Source organism: Amycolatopsis sp. CA-126428 (genome assembly GCF_002904335.1).
Classification (GTDB): domain Bacteria; phylum Actinomycetota; class Actinomycetes; order Mycobacteriales; family Pseudonocardiaceae; genus Amycolatopsis.
Map to the genome: position 1 here is coordinate 1 of NZ_PPHF01000100.1, position 3,524 is coordinate 3,524.

Below are 3,524 nucleotides of genomic sequence, written 5' to 3' on the forward strand. Positions count from 1 at the left end.
CAACCTCCTGCGAACCGACACCACAACCCTCACGGCCGCACTCCCCGCAGCGGCTTGACATAGGAGCAACGCATGAGCCTCGACCTGCACGCCGACCCGGTGGACCTGACCGCGGCGCTGGTGGACATCTTCAGCGTGTCCGGCGCCGAGGCCGAGATCGCGACCGCGGTGCAGGACGCGTTGCGGGCGCAGGCCCCGCACCTCGAAGTCGTCCGCAACGGCGACACCGTCCTCGCGCGGACCAGCCTCGGCCGCGCGTCGCGGGTCGTGCTCGCCGGGCACCTGGACACCGTGCCCGAAAACGGCAACCTGCCTTCGCGGCGCGAAGGCACCGGTGACGAAGAGATCCTGCACGGCCTCGGCACGGTCGACATGAAGGGCGGCGACGCGGTCTTCCTGCACCTGGCGGCCACGTTGCCCGAGCCCAAGCACGACGTGACGTTCGTCTTCTACGACAACGAAGAGGTCGAAGCGGTCAAGAACGGCCTCGGCCGGATCGAGCGCGAGCTGCCGGAGTGGCTGGCCGGCGACCTGGCGATCGTCGGCGAGCCGTCGAACGGCGTGATCGAGGCCGGCTGCCAGGGCACCATGCGCATCGAGCTGCGGCTGGCGGGGAAGCGGGCGCACACCGCGCGGGCGTGGATGGGCGAGAACGCGATCCACGCGCTCGCCGAGCCGCTGCGCCGGCTGGCGGAGTACACCCCGCGGATCGTCGACATCGACGGCCTGACCTACCGCGAAGGTCTCCAGGCGACGGGGATCAGCGGCGGTGTGGCGGGCAACGTGGTCCCGGACGCGGCGGTGCTGACGGTGAACCACCGCTTCGCCCCGGACCGCGACCCGGCAGCGGCGGAGCGTCACCTGCGCGAGGTCTTCGACGGTTTCGAACTGTCCGTTGTGGACTTGTCCCCGGGCGCGCTGCCGGGCCTGTCGGCCCCGGCGGCGGCGGAACTGGTGGCGGCGGCCGGCGGCCGCGCGGCGGCCAAGCTGGGCTGGACCGACGTGGCGCGCTTCGCGGCACGCGGCATGCCGGCGGTGAACTTCGGCCCGGGCAACCCGACGTTGGCCCACACGAAGCAGGAGAACGTCCGGACGGCGGAGATCCGCCAGGTGACGGACGTGCTCCGCAAGTTCCTGGCCTGAGTTCCCGGCGCCCGGTACACCGAACGTCGCAGCCGGTGCTGTGGTCGTGGTCACACTCGCGTCGCGGACCTGCGGTGACGCTCCGCCACCGCACGTCACCGCAACTTTTCGCGGTCGCGGCCCGTATGTCCTTCTGAAGCCGTGCACCCCGGGAGGACCCATGCCGAAAACCGCGAGACGAGCCGCGGCGGTGGCCGTGCTCGCCCTGGCGGTGGGTGCGGGGGTGGCCGCCTGCGGGGAAGGGCAGCCCGTGGCCGCGCCGGCGGCCGGGCCGATCCGCACCGCCATCGGGGACGCCACCTCGATCCCGCCGCCGCCGGCCGAGCGGGAGCCCGTGACGCAGAGCGCGCCCGTCGCCGAGGCCGCCATCACCTTCCCGCGGACCGGGTCCGGGCAGTGGATGTTCACTCCCGGCAACGACGAGGTCGCCGGGACGTCCGGCCGGCTGATGCGTTACCGGATCGCCATCGAGACCGACATCGACGGCGTCGGGCCCGCCGAGTTCGCCAAGGACATCCGCACCATCCTCGGCGACCCGCGCGGCTGGACCGCCGGCGGCCAGTGGCGGCTGCAGCAGGTCGGGCCGGCCGACATGGCCGACTTCACCCTCTACCTCGCCACCCCGGCCAGCCGCGACAAGCTGTGCGGCGGCACGCCGGACAGCTACACCTCCTGCCGCAACGGCAGCAACGTCGTGCTCAACGTCGCCCGCTGGGCCAACGCCGTCCCGAACTACGGCGCCCCGCTCGAGGCCTACCGGCAGTACATGGTCACCCACGAGACCGGGCACCGGCTCGGCCAGGGCCACGAGCTGTGCCCGGGCCCGGGCCGGCCGGCGCCGGTGATGGAGCAGCAGACGCTCGGGCTGCACGGCTGCGTCCCGAACCCCTGGCCGTTCCCGGACGGCGGCGGCCGCGAATACGCCGGCCCGGCGGGCGAGTACGACGACCCGATCCCGGCCGGCGACTCCTGATCTGCCGTTGGGCTGCCCGGCAACCCGACCGGCGCCGAACTGGCTCGGCCGGCTCCGGGAACTCGTCCGTTCCGAGCCGGCGGCTCGTGAGTGGTAACGCGGGTTAGAACCCGCGTTACCACTCACGACCGCGTCAGCGGGCCTGCAGGGACTTGACGTTGTTGCCGAACGTCCAGCCCTTCGAGCCGTCCCAGTTGATCGACCAGTCCATCAGGCCCTTCAGGCCCGGAACCGACCGCCACGCCTGGGAAACCAGGCTCGGCGACATGTAGCCGCCGCCCGCGCCCGGCTGGGCGGGCAGGCCGGGGACCTGCTTGTCGTAGGGCACGCGGATCGTCGTGCCCTGCACGACCAGGCCCTGGTTCAGGCACTGCGTCTGCACGGTGAAGCCCTGCACGGTCCCGGCCTGGTAGGAATCGCCGGAGCAGCCGTACATGGATCCGTTGTAGTACTGCATGTTCAGCCACCACAGGCGGCCGTTGTCCGCGTACTTCTTGATGATCGGCAGGTACGCGCCCCAGATCGAGCCGTAGGCGACGCTGCCACCGGTCACGTACGCGGTCTCCGGCGCCATCGTGAGCCCGAAGTTCGACGGCATCTGCGCGAGCACGCCGTCGATGATGCGGATCAGGTTCGACTGCGACGCCGAGAGCGTCTTGATGTTCCCGCTGTTCGTCAGGCCGGTCTCGATGTCGATGTCGATCCCGTCGAAGTTGTACTGCTTCAGGATCGGCACGACCGTGGCGACGAACCGGTCGGCCACCGCCGGCGACGAGAGGTCGATCCCGGCGGCCGCGCCGCCGATGGACAGCAGGATCGTCGTGCCCGCGGCCTTCGCCGCGCACATCTCGGCGGGCGTCGACACCTTCACGCCGGCGTCCATCCCGTTCTCCCACAACACCGTGCCGTCGGAGCGGATCACCGGAAAGGCGGCGTTGACGACGTTGTAGCCGTGCTGCGCCATCCGGCTGTCGGTGATCGGGACCCAGCCCAGCCCCGGGTGGACGCCGTTCGCGGCGCCGTCCCAGTTTTCCCAGTATCCCTGGAGGACCTTGCCGGCGGGCCGCGATTTCACCGCGCACGTGTCGGCCTGCACCGCCCCCTGCGCGGGGGCCGGCACGAGCAGCGGGACGGCCAGCACCGCGGCCAGAAGGGTTCCGAACAAGCGGGTTCTGCGACCGGACATACCGGCTCCCATCGTCGTTGAGGGGCGTACGCGGCGTGTCCGTCCACGATAAGGACCGGGGGAAAGCGCTGACTACCTACGAACGGGTGGTCTAGACAACCCGGGGGCGTCCCGCGCGGGACGCCCCCGAGCGGACGGTCAGACGGTCAGCGTCCAGGAGGACAGGTAACCGGTGTCGGCCGGGCCGACGTCCTTGATCTGCAGCTTCCACGCGCCGTTCGC

4 protein-coding genes are annotated in these 3,524 nt (G+C 71.5%); 2 read left to right on the forward strand and 2 right to left on the reverse strand.

What is annotated here, in order from left to right; all coding sequences use genetic code 11:
• Positions 1–72 precede the first annotated feature (72 nt).
• Positions 73–1,143 carry a succinyl-diaminopimelate desuccinylase gene (gene dapE / locus C2L58_RS26455; RefSeq protein ID WP_103340394.1) on the forward strand — a complete coding sequence of 357 codons (1,071 nt, stop codon included), beginning with the start codon at positions 73–75 and terminating at the stop codon, positions 1,141–1,143.
• 160 nt (positions 1,144–1,303) lie between these two features.
• A complete protein-coding gene (locus C2L58_RS26460) occupies positions 1,304–2,116 on the forward strand; it encodes a DUF3152 domain-containing protein (protein WP_199191451.1) in 813 nt (270 codons plus the stop codon).
• A 133-nt stretch (positions 2,117–2,249) separates the two neighbouring features.
• Here C2L58_RS26460 and C2L58_RS26465 read toward each other — a convergent pair whose 3' ends face one another.
• Both C2L58_RS26465 and C2L58_RS26470 read right to left on the reverse strand, forming a co-directional pair.
• The gene (locus tag C2L58_RS26465; RefSeq protein WP_199191452.1) at positions 2,250–3,302 is read right to left on the reverse strand and encodes a chitinase; all 1,053 of its coding nucleotides are present in this window, start codon (positions 3,300–3,302) and stop codon (positions 2,250–2,252) included.
• A gap of 138 nt (positions 3,303–3,440) precedes the next feature.
• The coding region (locus C2L58_RS26470; protein WP_146073680.1) for a proprotein convertase P-domain-containing protein at positions 3,441–3,524 on the reverse strand (84 nt) is incomplete at its 5' end.

Coding starts and splice junctions, on each gene's coding strand:
- dapE (WP_103340394.1), top strand. CDS start 73: ATGAGCCTCGACCTGCACGCCGACCCGGTGGACCTGACCGCGGCGCTG.
- C2L58_RS26460 (WP_199191451.1), top strand. CDS start 1,304: ATGCCGAAAACCGCGAGACGAGCCGCGGCGGTGGCCGTGCTCGCCCTG.
- C2L58_RS26465 (WP_199191452.1), bottom strand. CDS start 3,302: ATGTCCGGTCGCAGAACCCGCTTGTTCGGAACCCTTCTGGCCGCGGTG.